Raw genomic sequence first — 2,151 nt, forward strand, 5'->3', positions numbered from 1 at the left:
ACAGAAGCGGTTCTGGGTGAACACTCCCGCGACACTCGCCCCTTCGTCGACACGGACGACGAGCAGGTCCTTGCGGTTCGCTTTGCGCACCCCCGCTTCCGCGATGCCGAGCGTGACGCCGGCGACGGCATGCAGGGCGTCAGGGTCCGGGGCCGAGAGGTTGACCGGCATTATCGAGCGCCTCGGGATTGCGCAGCCTGTCCTGAGCAGAGTCGAAGAATCACAGCGTTCCTCGCAATGAGCTGACGCGCCACTGCGCGTCAGCTCAGCTTTCCGTGGCAGTGCTTGTACTTCTTGCCCGACCCGCAGGGGCAGGCTTCGTTGCGCCCGACCTTGCCCCAGCTCGCCGGATTGTCGGCGACGCGCTCGGCGGGCGGCACCGAGGTGATGCCGTGCTGCGCCAAGGTGGCGGCGCCGGCACGCGCCAGCGCCATCTCGTCCTCGCCGGTCGCCGGATCGATCTTGTGGGCTTCCATATAAGGCAGGGGCGCCGGCGCCTCGGGCGGCGCGGTGCGGATCTCGACTCGCATCAGCTGGGCGGTGACCGCCTCGCGCAGATTGATGCCCATCGCCTCGAACAGATTGAATGATTCCGCCTTGTACTCGTTGAGCGGATCGCGCTGGCCATAGCCGCGCAGGCCGATCACCTGGCGCAGATGCTCGAGCGTGAGCAGGTGCTCGCGCCACAGATGATCGAGGCTCTGCAGCAGGATCGACTTCTCCACATAGCGCATGACGTCCGGACCCCATTGGGCGACCTTCGCGGCCATGTGCTCGTCCGCCTTGCGCACCACGCGCGAGGTCAATTCCTCCTCGGCGATGCCCTCCTCCTTGGCCCATTCGTCGACCGGCAGGTCGAGGCCGAGAACACGCGCGAGCGCCTCCTTCAAGCCGTTGGTGTCCCATTGCTCCGGATAGGCGTTCTCCGGCACGTGCTTGGCGACCAGCTCCTCGACCGCAGAATGCCGCATGTCGGCGACGATCTCGGCCCCGACCTCGTCGCGCATCCAGTCGACGCGCTGGTCGAATATGACCTTGCGCTGGTCGTTCATCACATTGTCGAACTTGAGCAGGTTCTTGCGGATGTCGAAGTTGCGCGCCTCGACCTTCTGCTGCGCCTTCTCCAGCGCCTTGTTGATCCAGGAATGGACGATCGCCTCGTTCTCCTTGAGCCCGAGCCGCTGCAGCATCGTATCGAGCTTGTCGGAGCCGAAGATGCGCATCAGGTCGTCCTCGAGAGAGAGGAAGAACTTCGAATGCCCGGGATCGCCCTGGCGGCCGGAGCGGCCGCGCAGCTGGTTGTCGATGCGCCGGCTCTCGTGCCGCTCGGTGCCGAGCACGAACAGGCCGCCGGCCTTGAGCGCCTTTTCCTTGAGCCGCGTCACCTGGGCGCGGATCTCGGCGACGCGGCCCTCGCGCGCCGACCCCTCCGCGACCTCGGCGAGCTCGTGGCGCACGCGCATGTCGGGATTGCCGCCGAGCTGAATGTCAGTGCCGCGGCCCGCCATGTTGGTCGCGATGGTGATCGCGCCCGGCACACCTGCCTGGGCGATGATGTAGGCCTCCTGCTCGTGATAGCGCGCATTGAGAATGGCGAAGACCTTGGCCTTGGAGGCGCCGTCGTCGCCGCTGTAGAGCGCCGAGAAGGCGTTGGGATCGCTGAAATCGTGCTGCTCCCAGCCCTTCTTGCGCAGCATCTCGGCGAGCTGCTCGGACTTCTCGATCGAGGTGGTGCCGACCAGCACCGGCTGCCCGCGCGCCTTGCAGTCCTCGATCAGCGTCAGGATCGAGCGGTACTTCTCGGCCGCGGTGCGGTAGACCTCGTCGTCGTCGTCCAGCCGCACCATCGGCATGTTGGTCGGCACCTCGATCACTTCCAGGTTGTAGATGTCGATGAACTCGTCCGCCTCGGTCGCCGCCGTTCCGGTCATGCCCGCGAGCTTCTCGTACATGCGGAAGTAGTTCTGGAAGGTGATCGAGGCGAGCGTCTGATTCTCCGGCTGGATCGGCTGATGCTCCTTGGCCTCGAGCGCCTGGTGCAAACCTTCCGAATAGCGGCGGCCGGGCATCATGCGGCCGGTGAACTCGTCGATGATGACGACCTCGCCGTTGCGCACGATGTAGTCCTTGTCGCGCTGGAACAGCTTGTGG

General features: G+C 65.7%; 1 protein-coding gene. It reads right to left on the minus strand.

Annotated features, from left to right (window positions below; genetic code table 11):
• Positions 1-260 precede the first annotated feature (260 nt).
• Positions 261-2,151: SEC-C metal-binding domain-containing protein (locus JOY90_RS12380; RefSeq protein WP_291691421.1), on the minus strand; the 1,891-nt coding region annotated here is incomplete at its 5' end.

The sequence above is a fragment of the Bradyrhizobium sp. genome, from assembly GCF_019242285.1.
Taxonomy (GTDB): Bacteria; Pseudomonadota; Alphaproteobacteria; order Rhizobiales; family Xanthobacteraceae; genus Bradyrhizobium.